Below are 12,759 nucleotides of genomic sequence, written 5' to 3' on the forward strand. Positions count from 1 at the left end.
AAATTTGTATTTAATTATTTAATTAAAAAGATTAAATATCCTTAAAATCATAGAACTTATTTCATTGGTAATGTAAACATTTTGAGTATAATTTGCTATATAGGGTTTGTTTATGACAATTGAACTATATGAACATATTTGCATAATTAAAAATAGATTTTCAACAGAGTGAAAAGTGATTTTTAGGTGGATATTCTACTCATGAATTACCAAAAACGGAACAGTAGTATGGTAACTGATTTTTTCAACTTTTGGTCTAATAAGAATACGTTGTATAAAATTTAAGTTTTTTGCGACCATTACAATCATATCCAAATTGCAGCTTTCAACAAAATGCTGAACGGCAATGTCTAATTTTTTTTCTTTTAGAATATGAAATGAATAGGCAATATTTTTAAAATATTCTTTTAAAAATTCTCGATTTTTTAATTGGTCTAAACTTAGTCCGTTACCTTTTGATGCGACGTATAAAAACCGAATGGCAGAATGATGAAGTAAGATAATATCTTTAATCTTTTTCATAATTTCGGCATCATAGCCCAAAAGAAAATCTGTAGGGAAACCTATTTCCTTTGGGTAGTGATATTTTGTTTTTTCTGGTATTGCCAGCACGGCACATGGCACTTTTGTAATTACATTACCTGTATTGCTCCCAATAGAAATGGCTTTTGTACCAGAAGCTCCTTTTGTACCCATTATAATAAGTTCAATTTTGTTATTCAATACTTCTTTCTTTATAGAATCGGTAAAAAAGCCATAAACAGCTTTTGTTTGAAATGTATGCTTATTATTTGAGGGTAATTTTTGAATCTTTTCAAGTAATGATTTTAGCTTTTTTCTACTTTGGGTTAAAATACTCTCTTCAAGTATTTCTGGAGGTATGAACATGGTGGGTTCATTACCTGAATAGGGTTTAATAGCATTTACATCAATCAAGTAAAATGTACACTTAACTTTATTAAATAACGATACTCCATAAAAAAGGGCATTCCATGCATTTTCAGAGAAATCTGTTGGTATTAGTATGTTTTTCATAGAGTGCAGTTATTTATATCTGGTTGTAATTGAATCATTTATTTTATTATCATTATTATGCATGAGTCAAATGGTCTAATTCTAACCATGCTAGAGCTGCTGGTCCTAAAACAGCTTCGGCACTGGTAGCATTCGATAATAGTACCTCGATTTTACCTTTATATGCATTAAACAAACGTTTCTGCATATATCTTTTTATCGGCTTTAGAAGTATATCGCCAGCTTTGCTCAACCCTCCAGACAGTATAAAAGCCTCTGGGTCTAAATGGGCAACGGTATCGGCCATTTTGCTTCCTAGAATTTCACCCGTTTTTTCAAAAGCTGTCAATGCAATTATATCTCCCTTTAGTGCAGCATCAGAAATATCGGTTCCCGTCATTTCCTCAAAATTTATTTTTCTTAAAGGTGAATCTTCACACCTATCTGCCATTAATTCAAAAACGGTTCTTTTAATACCGGTTACCGATGCATACGTTTCTAAACAACCTTGTAATCCACAATTACACATCCTTCCGGCAGGGTCAACATTTACGTGGCCTATTTCACCAGCAGTACCATGTTCTCCAATCAATAGTTTACCGTCTACTATAATTCCGCTTCCCAGACCAGTACCTAATGTTAGCGCTATAAAATTTTTCATCCCTTTTGCAGTTCCATAAAGCATTTCTCCAAGAGCCGCTGCATTTGCATCATTAGCTAATGAAACAGGTAGATCGAATGTTTGCTCAATAATTTTTTTTATAGGTGTAACACCTCCCCATTTTAAGTTTGGTGGATTTTCGATTTGCCCCGTGTATGAATTGGCATTTGGGGCCCCAACACCTATAGAAAGTATGTGTATAACATCTATCCATTTAATTATCAATGTATCTACTTCTAATTTTAATTTGTCCATAAAATTTGAGAACTGATGTTGAGCATCGGTCTTAAATACAATTTTATCCAAAACCTTACCTTCTCTATTTACAAGACCTACCTTTGTTAGTGTTCCACCTATATCAATGCTCAATACTACCTCTTTTGACATTTTATTATGATTAAGATTTTATGATTCTTTTCTATCGTTATATTCAGTGAGACCCATTAGTTTTTACATGTTAATATTTTAAAAGTTATACCGTTTCAGAATTTCTTTCTTTATCTATTTTTTTAACGGGCACTTGCTGACTTTCGGGTATTGTCATAAAAGGAATTGCAATATGTAACCCTATTGCGTCTACATTTGATTTTTCTCTAAGCCTTTCCAAAAAAGAATGTTTTCTATTCATCATTACCAATAGATCAGGTTTGTTTTCTTCAATATATTCATGAATTGCTTGTGGCATTAATTTTCCTCTTTCCTCGACAAAACTTGGCTCAAGCTTTTTAAAATGATCTGCAAGAACTTTTATATTCATCTTCTGTTCATCGTTCAAATCATACTCTTCTTTAATATGTAATATGGTTAATTGAGCTTTAAGCGTATTTGCAAGGGTATATAAGATGTGCAAATTTTTCTTTTGATATGATTGTCTATAATCTGTTGGGAAAACAATAGATTTTATTTCTTTAAACTCATAGCCAGAAGGCACGGTCAATACGGGAATTGTAGATTTTCTTATGATGTGCACTGTATTTGTTCCTAAAAAAATTTCTTTTGCACCGGTTGCACCTTGTGTACCCATAACTATAAAATCAAATTTATTAGTTTCGGTAAGTTCTTTAACCTCGTTGGTAAGAGTATTAAAGGCAGATCTGATCTTAAAAATATGTTTGGCGTTTTTATATTTAAGTTTTATATCTACTAGTGTCTTATCTAAGCCTGCTTGAGCAATGTCTACACCCTTATCTGGGACAGCGCTAAAAGTTGGCCCGCCAATTATATAATCTATTCGGTAGAAAATAGGGGTATAGGTATGAAGTATATGAAATTCGCATTTCTCATTTTTAAAAAATTCTAGGGCATAGCAAATTGCGTTCCACGCGTTATTGGAAAAGTCGGTAGGCAAGAGAATCTTTTTCATAGCTGCGTTTTTAAATATTATCTTGGTAGGTTCTGCATAACCAAGAATGGAATTTTAGGGTTTAATCCAATATCGTCTACTGTTGATTTATAGAGCATATCTTCAAGAAATGAGTGTCTTGCATTGACCATTACCAATAAATTAATGTCATTTTTTAAAATGAATTCCATAATGGCCTCTCCTTTGTTTTTAACGGGCGAACGCTCATGAAATATATAGGCATCGGGTAAAGATTCTTGTAAAAACAACTTGTTGTCAGCTTGTCTATGACTTAGGTCTTCAAAATCTGAAATATAAAGACAATGTACTTTCGATTTAAATTCTGCAGCTAACGTATTTAAGAGTTTAAGCTCTCTTCGTTTATAGGGTAGCATATAATCTGTAGGAAATAGAATTCTTTTAGGTTGTTGATATTCATAGTTTTCTGGAATGGCCAGAACAGGACATGAAACATACTTAAATACTTGTACGGTATGGCTACCAAAGGTTATTTTTTTATTTGCGGTTTTACCCTGGGTACCCATTATTGTTAAATCAATATTTATTTCGTTAACAACAGTATTAATTGCATCAACCAATGCCTCAAAAGATGATATAAATTCAAAATGGTGTTTTGGGTTGTGGTAAGTATTGGTGAGATCCGTTACTAATTTTTTCAATGTCTCATGTACATAAGTACGGGTTATTTTTTTTTGCTCTTCTATTGAATTACCTCCGTTGTTTTTAAATGGACCGTAGACCTCGTCTGCATATGCATGTAAAAAATAGAAGTTGGTACGCTCACATTTGTACAGTTCAAGTGCATATTTTATAGCATGCATTGCATTAACAGAAAAATCGGTCGGAATTAAAACTGTGGTCATAATTTTTTTAATTATTATTTAAAAATATTTCTCTCGTAACTTCATTGCAATGACATAGGTCATTAGAAATATGTAAGAAAATATGGAATGTTTTACCCTTGAAGCGAAAGAAGAGGAATGCTTGTTTCAAAACTTACTTCTTCTACGGTGGTATCGAGAAATATTTTTTGTAATAAATTATAATCTTTTGAAACCATTATGATCAAATCTGCATTTATGCTTTTTGAAAATGATTGAATTCCATCTTCTATCTTTTTAGACACTACCCTGTGAAAGCTAACATTATTCGGTATTTTTAAAGAGAGACGCTTTGCAAATTGTTTTTGAAGTACTTCAATTTCCTCTAAAAGTGGAATTTTCGATTTGGTAACATATAATAAATTAATATGTGTACTCTTAGAAATTATATAGTTTGAAATTTTAAATAAGGTGGTATCGTCATAGGTAATTTCAAAATCAATTGGTAATACTACTTGTTCAAAGTCTTTGAACTTTGTATTTTCTGGAACTACTAGTGTATCACATTCTACATTTGTAATTACATCGCCAGAACGGCTACCAATAAAAAACTCTTTAATTTCAGAAGCGCCTTTAGTACCCATTATTATGAGCTCTATTTTCTTTTCTTCAATATGTCGTTGAACCGAAGTTAAAAAATAGCCTTGTTCGCAAATTGATGTAAAATGATGATGTTCTTTTTTTGAGGAAACCGCCATTATAAACTTTTCTAAGTCTTTTAATTTTTTATTTATGGCTTTCGGCTCTAATTCAACTAGAATATTTGTGCCAAACTCATAAATAGGCTTTTCTGTAAATTTTGAACCCTCAATGTTGATGTATAGTAAATAAAACTGGCAAGGAGTTTCTTTAAAAAAATCAAGTGCATAACGTATGGCATTTTTTGAATTTTTTGAAAAATCTGTTGGAATCAAAATTTTTTTCATAGGTCTTACTTTTTCATTTCATTCCATGAAAAATACTTTTGATAATAAACAATAACAATGATTTTAATCATTGATGTTTTAGCAAGTACATTCTATATTTAAAATTTTCAATTGTGATTTACTGAAAATGGAAAATACATATCAAATTAAGAGTGAGCTTTATAAAAGCCTAGGCAAATTATTTTACGCGGTTGCCATATGTGATGGCAGTGTTTATTTAAAAGAATGGGATAAAGTTGAAGAAATGGTAAAAAAGTATTGGCGTAAGGTTGATGATTTTAAAGATAGTAGTGGTACTGCTTTAGCAGATCAAATTGAAGTTGTTTTCGATTGGCTTTTAGAATATGAAAAGACTAGCGATGAGTGTTTTGAAGAATTTAGAGAATTCTATGAAAAAAATCCACAGGTCTTTACTAAAAAAATCAAATCATTGATTAAGAAAACCACTAAAGCAATTGCCAATTCATTGTTGAAGAAAAAAAAATCGGAAAAAAAGATTTTAAAAAGAATTGATTTGTTATTAAAATAGTAAGTGGGTTTAGCGAATATGTTGCTTGATATTGTTCTTCAGCTATTTAGATTTCAAGGTCAATACAGGTAAATTTGCATGGTTGGCTATATCTTCTCCAATGCTTCTGCTACCTAAAAGAAAATGGGTAAAAGGTTTTCTACCTCTTGTTGGTATGGCCAGAATATCGAAATTGCCCTTTTTAGAATAGTTCATAAGGCCATGTTCTACGCTATAATCATTGTAGATAGCAACCTCTTGCTCAATAGTGTTAGACTTATAAAAGAATTTTGATATTCGCTCTGCTATTTCGGTATTACTGTTAAAATCGTAATATGGCGTATTAATGTAGATTAGATTTAATTTGGCAGAAAAACTCGCTGCAAACTCCCTTACATTTTTATAGGCTAAAATGGAACTTTCTTTGAAGTCGCATGCGAATAATATGTTTTCAACTTTAAAATCAGAATTTGGTGTTTTAACGACAAGAACAGGTACTTCTGATGATCTAACTACTTTTTCAGTGTTGGATCCAACAAAAACATCGCCTAGACCACTGGTACCATGTGAGCCCATTACAATAAGGTTAATGTGCTGTTCTAGGGCCACGGTATTCAACTCTTTAAAATCTTTATAATTTTGAATAATTTCTCTGACTTTTATATGTTTTAGATAGGTTTGGTTTAAAAAGGGCTTAAAACGTTTTCTGGCAAGGTCCATGTAATATTTTGCTTCTTCATATTCTTGGGCTTCATCTTTTGCAAGAATTGCTTCAGAAATACCCATCATATGTAATACAATAATTTCTGCCTGTACTTGCTTGGCGATTTTCGCTGCAATATGTAAAGCATATTCAGAATGCTTAGAAAAATCTACTGGGACTAATATTTTTTTCATGTTATATAGCTTTTTTACGCTGTTGAAATTTTTCTTTACGCTTTCTCAATTGGCGTTCTAGATCCCTTAAAGTATTGGCGGCAGATTTTTCAAAGTTGTTTTCGTTAGATTTTGCAAATATTCTTGGTCCTGGAGCACTAAGTTGTATTTCACAGATTTTATCATTGCCATCTGTACTGTTTCCCAATTTGAAAAAAACCTCGGCACGAATGATAAACTGATATTTGTGTTGAAGTTTTTGAAGATTACGGGTTACTATTTCACTTAGCGAGTTGCTTTCAGGCATATGAAGGTATTGGAAATTAACGGTCATAAATTTAATTTTTGGTTCTGTTCAAAAATATTAATGTTGTTCTTTTCTTAAAATGACTTGTGTCATTTCAATACCTAACTAAATTTTTAAAATTTATGACTCATTATAAAAACACACTATCATGGCACTTAATTTTAATAAATATGCAACAGAGGGTAATACTTTTTTAAAGGACTATTCTAAAGAAATGAATATGGCAAATGATCCTGATAAAGCAGGAAGAATTTTTACAGCAATTATGCACGCACTTAGAGATATTATTCCAACAGAAGAGTCTTTACAGTTTATATCTCAACTACCTATGTTTCTTAAGGCGGTCTACGTTAATGGTTGGGCAATTAAGAAGAATAAGCCCAAAGTTAAAAATATGACAGAGTTCTTAGATTTGGTTCGTTCTCATGATTATCCGGCAGCAACTAATGATTTTGAATATGACAACGAGGTAGCAGAACGCTATGTAGACACCACTTTTATATATCTCAGAAAATATGTTTCTTTGGGTGAAATGGAAGATTTGCGAGATAGTTTACCTAAAGATTTAAAAAGTATGATATACTTGAACATGATGTTTTGAAAGTAATATCAAATTGGCAGTAAATAATAAATTAGAGACCTATCTAAATTAGTAGTAAACTAAAAAAAATAAGATATTAGCATACTATTAATGCGTACTAATTTACTACTACTGCCAAATGAAGCATAAGATATTTTAATAATCAATGAATGCTATTTATTGGAAATAGAATAGGGCAATTAATTACTTTATAACACCTTCTTTTTCCAATTGTAGTATTATTCTTTTAACGTAGTCTTCAATAGTAGAAGTTATGTTATTTGGATCAACAATATCAAATGTACCCACCCAAACTAATGATTCGTCATCACTGGTCTTTAAATTGTAAATGGAAGTTTCTATATGAAAAATTTTATAGTTTGAGTAATACTCAGGTGTGTAGTATACATTTTGAAAACGATAATAGTAACGACCAAATCGATACCAATTATTGCCAATAGTATAATAACCAGAATTATAATCTTGTTTATCATCTATACCAACTACTGCGGTAATTGCAATAGCGTCAAAGCCCTTGTTCAGTAACTCTTTTTTAAGGACATCTATTTCTGATTCATTTTTTTTTGAATCGGTAAATGTCATGCTGATTTCTTCACTACTTTCAATCGCATTTATACCTCTCAGGTAAAGGGCATTTTTCATTTTCTCCTCAAAAATTTTACGAGCCGTTAAGTTATTCGTCATACCTATAACCAACATTTTTTCGGGTTTGAAGACCGTAATTTCATTGTTTTTCCAACTATCTATAAACCTTGTTGAAGAGCAAGAGGTCAATAGAACAACCAGTATTATATAGCCTGCTGTTTTCATCTTTTTAGTTTAAAATTTGTAGATAAAACTAGTATGTTAATTAGCATATTAAAATGATGTAAGTCATCCTATACTCAATTACATTGGTACAATTGAAGACAAAAACGATGTTCACATGACCAGCATCATTTTTAAATACACTGTAGCGGAATATTTTTGTAAAATCATAAAACCCAATTATCATGAAATATTTTATTATAACATTTTTTATAGTAGTTTTTTTCTTACCGGTTACAATGAGCGCACAAGATTTAAAGGATATTGATGAAATTGTACCTTTTAGTGAAGGTTTGGCAGCTATAAGAAGAGGAGAACAGTGGGGCTTTATAAATGAAAAGGGAGATTTGGTAATACCTTTTAGGTATGATATTTATTGGGATAAAAATGCGGATACATCTAAATTAGATTTATCCGGTGTACGATATCCTATGTTTAAGGAAGGTAGATGTTTAATAAGTAAAATTGTAGAGGACGGTATTACCGTTGTAGGCTTTATGGATACTGCTGGAAAAGTTGTTATAGAACCACAATTTTTAAATATTTATCCATTTAAAGATGGTTACAGCACAGGTGTCTTATTTGATAAGGCATATAAGGGTGAGAATGAATTTAAACTAAAGATTTATGATTTAAAATTCTTTGATGTATTGGTGGATACTTCTGGTCATATTGAAGAATATTTTGAAAGACGACATAATATTCAAATGACCAAAAGGAGATACAAATTACCACCCATTATGGCAAAACGATTAGTGGGTAATCTGGTTGCATTACGTAGCGAAGGTGATGGCTGGGAAATTCGTAAAATAGAATACAAGTAAATAAGAATATATTGACCACCGTACATTTGAAATTATATCATCAGTAATTATTTGAATGCATGTGAATAATTTCCGACCGATAGAAGATAACAATGATAAGTTGAGACATATGAGAACTAAAATAATTATGCTTTTGCTTGGCTTTCTCTTGCTTAATTGTAAAGATCAAACACCGGCTATAAAACAAATAGACAATACTAGTTTAACACAAGAAAAAGTAATTACGCCTATTCCTTCCGTAATAAATGATTTGGGCGAATTTATTGATATTGCTTTTTCAGACTCCTTAACAGTTGATGATGTTTTTAATTTTGAAAAGATAGATTTAAATAATGTTGTTACCAGTACTGACATGACACAATCGGTACTACTTTATAAGAAAATGACTAAGCGAGAAAAGGCAAGCTCTTTTCCAATTTTTGAAGTTAAGAATACTAATAATGTAATTTTGCCTGTACAAGGTTTAGGTTTTGGTGGTCCAATCTGGGCAATAGTCTTATTGGATACAAATACATTGGAAATTAAAAATATAGCATTTGACCATTTTGCTGAAAGTGATGGGTATGGGGCAGCAATGACTCATTCTACTTTTGAAGATGAGTTTATTGGTTCAGTTATAAATTTAGAAGATGATACGTTTATGATACAAAAAAACTTAGATAGTAGAATTGATGACGGTGTAATTATTGACGGAATATCTGGAGCTACCATGACTAGTTCTGCAGCAATTCAAATGGTCAACGAAGGATTGAAGCGGTATAAAGAATACCTAAGACCCTAGAAGTTGTAAAATAGAATCGTAATTGAAACTATAAATTATAGGTTATCGATTTATTGTTCACCTATAACGATGTAAAAGATAAAAAATAGTACCATTATATTCTCACTATTCAACAGGTTTAAGACCTTTCCATCTTCTTAGATTTGGTAGTGTGCTGTGTGCCAAAATAGTGGCATCTTCTCTTCGCATTCCTCTTTTTTCTTCAAATGCGATATTCTGTTCTATTTTTTGATCAAGTGTAATACCATGATCTACAAATTTGCCTTTTACAAAACAAAATCGGCAGTAGTCCGTGTTAACAGTGCTATCTTTATTAGTGCCGAAATCAATTAAATGATGCATAGGCATTCCACAACTTTGACAAATATTAATTGATGGTTTCATTTTCTTTGTTTTTTACGTTATTACTTTAACAACCAATAAGTTAGTTTCATTAAATAGTTTATTAAATGATTTTGGTCAGGCAGGTTATTTTTTTCTTATAACTATCGAGGTGAATAACCCTAAGCCATCAAAAGCTGGGTTACTTGGGTGATTATAACCGAGACCATTAGACAAATGAAATCTGTTTATTCCGAAAACTATTTGTTTATTATCGTCAAAATGCATTGCTATACCTACACCTGGTCTTGCTGTAAAATTAAGTTTGGTACCCTGGTAAGGAAATCTTTCAAACGTATAGAGTATACCACCGCCCACATCAATGAATACTTTCATTTTTCCCAAATGTAAAGGATACCATCTTAGTAGAAAGGAAGTGCCAAGTCCAAAGTTTTCTTGTCTAATTTTTGCTGAATTTTCAAAAGTTCTTACTACTTGAAAACCATTGGTTATTGAGAGGTCTAAAAAACTAGAAATAGTCAAATTTTTTAATAGCATTGAACCGTAACCGGCCCGTAGAGAATAACATTCTAAAGAAGTATTAAAACCAGATACGTGTTCAAGCCCTAGCGAGAAAATTTTTCCACCTTTTTCATTAAATTTATTGCTGTAATTATGTTGGGCATTTGCTATATGAAAGGATATTAGAAAAGTGATTACCAAAAGAAATTGTTTCGGTATTTTTTGAATAGTATCACGCTCGTTCTTGGGTATTGCTTTATTTAACTGCATACATCTTCCTTATTGAATCCGCATAATTGTAAAATTTGATTGTCTCTGCTACCGTTACGGTAAATTGTAATTCCTTTCAATTTATACTTCCAAGCAGTTTTGTAGATTTCAGATACTTCTTCAAACGTGGTAGTATTCGGTAAGTTTATCGTTTTTGATACAGCATTATCGGTATATCTTTGAAAAGCTCTTTGATGTAATAAATGATACTTCCATGAAATTTCTAGACTTGTTTTAAAAAGGATTTTTAGGTAAGTTGGTATTTTTTTTACATGTTGAATACTACCCTTTTCAATAATTTCAGAACGTAGGTGTTCTGACCATAACCCCAAAGATTTCATTTTATCAACGAATGTTGCATTTATCTCCATTTGGGTGGTATTCTCAAGTATACCAGTTCTTTTGTATGCCAGAGCATAAAGCGGTTCAATAGCGTAAGAGGTGTCTGCTATTATTGAGATACTACCTGTGGGGGCTATACTATTGCACGTGGCATTGCGCAAAAGCATATGAGGGGAAAAACTACTTTGTTTCCATGAAGGAAAACAGCCTCTTTTCTTTGCTAATAATTGTGAGGCATTATAACTTTTTTCATGAATAAACTTCATAACAGTTTCGGCAAGTTCTACTGCTTTATTAGAAGCATAAGGTATCTCGAGCATAATCAAAAGTTCTGCCCACCCCATAACGCCCAACCCTATTTTTCTATTAGATAGCGTTATTTCTTGAATCTGTGGTAATACAAAGTAATTACAACTTATGACGTTGTCTAAAAACCGAATAGCAATGGTAATGGTTCTTTCAAGCTTTTTCCAATCTATTTCAATATTGGTTGAATTCTGTACTACCATTTTTTTTAAGTTGATAGAGCCAAGATTGCAACTCTCGTAATTGAATAACGGTACTTCTCCACAGGGGTTGGTACTTTGTATTTTACCTAGTTTATTTAGTGGATTGTTTTGATTAATCGTATCTAAAAAAATAAGTCCTGGATCGCCTGTCTTTAAAGCTTGTTCTATTATTAAGTCCCAGAGTTTTTTGGCACTCAAAGTTTTTGAAATCTTATTTGTGCGTGGGTTGACCAATTTCCAATCTTTGTCTTTTTCAAGGGCGTACATAAAATCATTGGTTATACCTACTGAAATATTGAAGTTCTGTAAACTATGTAAATCAGATTTGGAGGAAATAAATTCTTCAATATCAGAATGGTTTATATTTAAGATGCCCATATTTGCGCCACGTCGTTTACCTGCTTGTTTAACATATTCCGTTGCAGTATCATATATTTTCATAAAAGAAACAGGACCGGTGGAAGAGCCTTCTGATGAAGAAATTAAATCATCTTTCGGTCTAATTTTTGAAAAATTATAGCCTGTACCACCACTATTATGATGAATTAAAGCAGCATTTTTAAGAGTGGTGAATATGGCATTAAGATTATCTTCAACTGGGAGTACAAAACAGGCACTAAGCTGACCATTTGGTAAACCTGCGTTCATAAGTGTAGGACTATTAGGTAGAAATTCAAGATTACGCATTACCTTATAGAATCTATCAAACCATAAATCTTTGTTCTCATTTTCTACGGTTGCTATATGTTTAGCAACTCTTTTGAAAAGATCTTCTGGGGTTTCTATTCCATCTGTTTGGCGTAAATAACGAGCTTTTAGTATCTGTCGAGCATTTGAACTTAGATCAATCATACAGAAATATTCTCTATTACTGTTCTTAGTTTTTCGCGTACGGTTTCGGCTATTTTTATTAATGCTTCGTTATTTACGGCTTTCATAGACGCCGCTGGGTCTACTGCGGCAATCTCTATAAAGTTCTGCTCTTTTTCTTGTAAAATAACATTACAAGGTAGCATGGTTCCAATTTTGTCTTCTGCCTTTAATGCCTCATAAGCCAAAGAAGGGTTACATGCCCCTAATATTTTATAATTATGAAAGTCTACATCTAATTTATTTTTAAGTGTGGCTTTCATATCTATTTCAGTAAGCACACCGAAACCTTCTCTTTGCAGAGCCTCTTTAGTTTTTAGTAGTGCATTGGCAAATGATGAATTCTTTAGTTGCGTTAAAAAATAATAATCCATAA

16 protein-coding genes are annotated in these 12,759 nt (G+C 31.8%); 4 read left to right on the forward strand and 12 right to left on the reverse strand.

Annotated features, from left to right (window positions below; all coding sequences use genetic code 11):
* Positions 1-195: 195 nt before the first annotated feature.
* From BM296_RS08580 to BM296_RS08600, 5 genes are all read right to left on the reverse strand, one after another.
* Positions 196-1,035, reverse strand: a complete 840-nt coding sequence (locus tag BM296_RS08580; RefSeq protein WP_091902660.1) for a universal stress protein — start codon at positions 1,033-1,035, stop codon at positions 196-198.
* A gap of 55 nt (positions 1,036-1,090) precedes the next feature.
* The gene (locus BM296_RS08585) at positions 1,091-2,062 is read right to left on the reverse strand and encodes an ROK family protein (RefSeq protein ID WP_091902661.1); all 972 of its coding nucleotides are present in this window, start codon (positions 2,060-2,062) and stop codon (positions 1,091-1,093) included.
* 85 nt (positions 2,063-2,147) lie between these two features.
* Positions 2,148-3,038 (reverse strand): universal stress protein, encoded by an 891-nt coding sequence (locus tag BM296_RS08590; RefSeq protein ID WP_091902662.1) that lies wholly within the window; start codon positions 3,036-3,038, stop codon positions 2,148-2,150.
* A gap of 17 nt (positions 3,039-3,055) precedes the next feature.
* Positions 3,056-3,901, reverse strand: a complete 846-nt coding sequence (locus BM296_RS08595; RefSeq protein WP_091902663.1) for a universal stress protein — start codon at positions 3,899-3,901, stop codon at positions 3,056-3,058.
* A 92-nt stretch (positions 3,902-3,993) separates the two neighbouring features.
* On the reverse strand, positions 3,994-4,845 hold the full coding sequence (locus BM296_RS08600) for a universal stress protein (protein ID WP_091902664.1): 852 nt from the start codon (positions 4,843-4,845) through the stop codon (positions 3,994-3,996).
* Positions 4,846-4,972: 127 nt separating this feature from the next.
* On the opposite strand from BM296_RS08600, the gene BM296_RS08605 reads away from it, so the two are divergent.
* The gene (locus BM296_RS08605) at positions 4,973-5,374 is read left to right on the forward strand and encodes a hypothetical protein (RefSeq protein ID WP_091902665.1); all 402 of its coding nucleotides are present in this window, start codon (positions 4,973-4,975) and stop codon (positions 5,372-5,374) included.
* Positions 5,375-5,416: 42 nt separating this feature from the next.
* Here the strand turns inward: BM296_RS08605 and BM296_RS08610 are convergent, their stop codons facing one another.
* Together BM296_RS08610 and BM296_RS08615 are read right to left on the reverse strand one after the other, a co-directional pair.
* Complete coding sequence (locus tag BM296_RS08610) at positions 5,417-6,250, reverse strand: universal stress protein (RefSeq protein ID WP_091902666.1); 834 nt, start codon at positions 6,248-6,250, stop codon at positions 5,417-5,419.
* A gap of 1 nt (position 6,251) precedes the next feature.
* A complete protein-coding gene (locus tag BM296_RS08615; RefSeq protein ID WP_091902667.1) occupies positions 6,252-6,563 on the reverse strand; it encodes an HPF/RaiA family ribosome-associated protein in 312 nt (103 codons plus the stop codon).
* A gap of 121 nt (positions 6,564-6,684) precedes the next feature.
* On the opposite strand from BM296_RS08615, the gene BM296_RS08620 reads away from it, so the two are divergent.
* Positions 6,685-7,137: a DUF2267 domain-containing protein gene (locus tag BM296_RS08620; RefSeq protein WP_091902668.1), complete on the forward strand. Its 453-nt coding sequence runs from the start codon at positions 6,685-6,687 to the stop codon at positions 7,135-7,137.
* 183 nt (positions 7,138-7,320) lie between these two features.
* On the opposite strand, the gene BM296_RS08625 is transcribed toward BM296_RS08620, so the two are convergent.
* The gene (locus BM296_RS08625) at positions 7,321-7,947 is read right to left on the reverse strand and encodes a hypothetical protein (protein ID WP_073243094.1); all 627 of its coding nucleotides are present in this window, start codon (positions 7,945-7,947) and stop codon (positions 7,321-7,323) included.
* 182 nt (positions 7,948-8,129) lie between these two features.
* Between BM296_RS08625 and BM296_RS08630 the strand changes: the two genes are divergently transcribed.
* Positions 8,130-8,768 carry a WG repeat-containing protein gene (locus tag BM296_RS08630; RefSeq protein WP_091902669.1) on the forward strand — a complete coding sequence of 213 codons (639 nt, stop codon included), beginning with the start codon at positions 8,130-8,132 and terminating at the stop codon, positions 8,766-8,768.
* A 109-nt stretch (positions 8,769-8,877) separates the two neighbouring features.
* Entirely contained in the window at positions 8,878-9,549 is a 672-nt protein-coding gene (locus tag BM296_RS08635; RefSeq protein WP_177214933.1) for an FMN-binding protein, read from the forward strand.
* Between the two features lie 105 nt (positions 9,550-9,654).
* Here the strand turns inward: BM296_RS08635 and BM296_RS08640 are convergent, their stop codons facing one another.
* The 4 genes from BM296_RS08640 to BM296_RS08655 form a co-directional block, all read right to left on the reverse strand.
* Complete coding sequence (locus BM296_RS08640; protein WP_084134973.1) at positions 9,655-9,933, reverse strand: zinc ribbon domain-containing protein; 279 nt, start codon at positions 9,931-9,933, stop codon at positions 9,655-9,657.
* An 84-nt stretch (positions 9,934-10,017) separates the two neighbouring features.
* Positions 10,018-10,662, reverse strand: a complete 645-nt coding sequence (locus tag BM296_RS08645) for an acyloxyacyl hydrolase (RefSeq protein ID WP_091902671.1) — start codon at positions 10,660-10,662, stop codon at positions 10,018-10,020.
* Positions 10,653-12,365: an adenosylcobalamin-dependent ribonucleoside-diphosphate reductase gene (locus tag BM296_RS08650; protein WP_245786986.1), complete on the reverse strand. Its 1,713-nt coding sequence runs from the start codon at positions 12,363-12,365 to the stop codon at positions 10,653-10,655. The genes BM296_RS08645 and BM296_RS08650 overlap by 10 nt, the downstream gene beginning before the upstream one ends.
* Positions 12,362-12,757 carry a DUF302 domain-containing protein gene (locus tag BM296_RS08655; protein ID WP_091902981.1) on the reverse strand — a complete coding sequence of 132 codons (396 nt, stop codon included), beginning with the start codon at positions 12,755-12,757 and terminating at the stop codon, positions 12,362-12,364. Before BM296_RS08655 ends, BM296_RS08650 begins: the two co-directional genes overlap by 4 nt.
* Positions 12,758-12,759 lie beyond the last annotated feature (2 nt).

The organism is Maribacter stanieri (assembly GCF_900112245.1).
Lineage (GTDB): Bacteria > Bacteroidota > Bacteroidia > Flavobacteriales > Flavobacteriaceae > Maribacter > Maribacter stanieri.

Bases quoted from the DNA above. Each gene is read 5' to 3' on its own strand.
- BM296_RS08600 (WP_091902664.1), bottom strand. From the start codon at position 4,845: ATGAAAAAAATTTTGATTCCAACAGATTTTTCAAAAAATTCAAAAAAT.
- BM296_RS08585 (WP_091902661.1), bottom strand. From the start codon at position 2,062: ATGTCAAAAGAGGTAGTATTGAGCATTGATATAGGTGGAACACTAACA.
- BM296_RS08655 (WP_091902981.1), bottom strand. From the start codon at position 12,757: ATGGATTATTATTTTTTAACGCAACTAAAGAATTCATCATTTGCCAAT.
- BM296_RS08625 (WP_073243094.1), bottom strand. From the start codon at position 7,947: ATGAAAACAGCAGGCTATATAATACTGGTTGTTCTATTGACCTCTTGC.
- BM296_RS08605 (WP_091902665.1), top strand. From the start codon at position 4,973: ATGGAAAATACATATCAAATTAAGAGTGAGCTTTATAAAAGCCTAGGC.
- BM296_RS08620 (WP_091902668.1), top strand. From the start codon at position 6,685: ATGGCACTTAATTTTAATAAATATGCAACAGAGGGTAATACTTTTTTA.
- BM296_RS08645 (WP_091902671.1), bottom strand. From the start codon at position 10,662: ATGCAGTTAAATAAAGCAATACCCAAGAACGAGCGTGATACTATTCAA.
- BM296_RS08640 (WP_084134973.1), bottom strand. From the start codon at position 9,933: ATGAAACCATCAATTAATATTTGTCAAAGTTGTGGAATGCCTATGCAT.
- BM296_RS08595 (WP_091902663.1), bottom strand. From the start codon at position 3,901: ATGACCACAGTTTTAATTCCGACCGATTTTTCTGTTAATGCAATGCAT.
- BM296_RS08635 (WP_177214933.1), top strand. From the start codon at position 8,878: ATGAGAACTAAAATAATTATGCTTTTGCTTGGCTTTCTCTTGCTTAAT.
- BM296_RS08610 (WP_091902666.1), bottom strand. From the start codon at position 6,250: ATGAAAAAAATATTAGTCCCAGTAGATTTTTCTAAGCATTCTGAATAT.
- BM296_RS08590 (WP_091902662.1), bottom strand. From the start codon at position 3,038: ATGAAAAAGATTCTCTTGCCTACCGACTTTTCCAATAACGCGTGGAAC.
- BM296_RS08580 (WP_091902660.1), bottom strand. From the start codon at position 1,035: ATGAAAAACATACTAATACCAACAGATTTCTCTGAAAATGCATGGAAT.
- BM296_RS08650 (WP_245786986.1), bottom strand. From the start codon at position 12,365: ATGATTGATCTAAGTTCAAATGCTCGACAGATACTAAAAGCTCGTTAT.
- BM296_RS08615 (WP_091902667.1), bottom strand. From the start codon at position 6,563: ATGACCGTTAATTTCCAATACCTTCATATGCCTGAAAGCAACTCGCTA.
- BM296_RS08630 (WP_091902669.1), top strand. From the start codon at position 8,130: ATGAAATATTTTATTATAACATTTTTTATAGTAGTTTTTTTCTTACCG.